Source organism: Peribacillus sp. SIMBA_075 (assembly GCF_046534585.1).
Genome location: NZ_JAWRYN010001585.1, coordinates 1 through 237 on the forward strand (window position 1 = coordinate 1; position 237 = coordinate 237).

The 237-nt window shown below is 73.8% G+C and carries 1 protein-coding gene; it reads right to left on the minus strand.

Annotation, left to right across the window (positions count from 1 at the left end; translation table 11 throughout):
• On the minus strand, positions 1–237 hold a 237-nt coding region (locus SB775_RS33765; protein WP_410865663.1), incomplete at both ends, for a hypothetical protein.

A 237-nucleotide genomic window follows, 5' to 3' on the forward strand; every position in this document is an offset into this window, starting at 1 on the left:
CGGCACGCCGAAGATGACGCTGAGCACCGCCGGCCGGGCCGCCAGCACGGCCTCCAACTGTTCGTCGAAGGGTGGGAGGGGCGCGACCGGCCACTCTGGAGGCTGCGCTCCCGCATCGGCGAAGAGCGGGGAGAGAGCATCGAGGGCGCGGTCGAACGCGGCGCGGTCGAAGCCGTCGCGCGGCGAGCGTTCCCCCGGCCCCTGGAACGGGAGCCACAGATTGAGGGCGAACGGGCG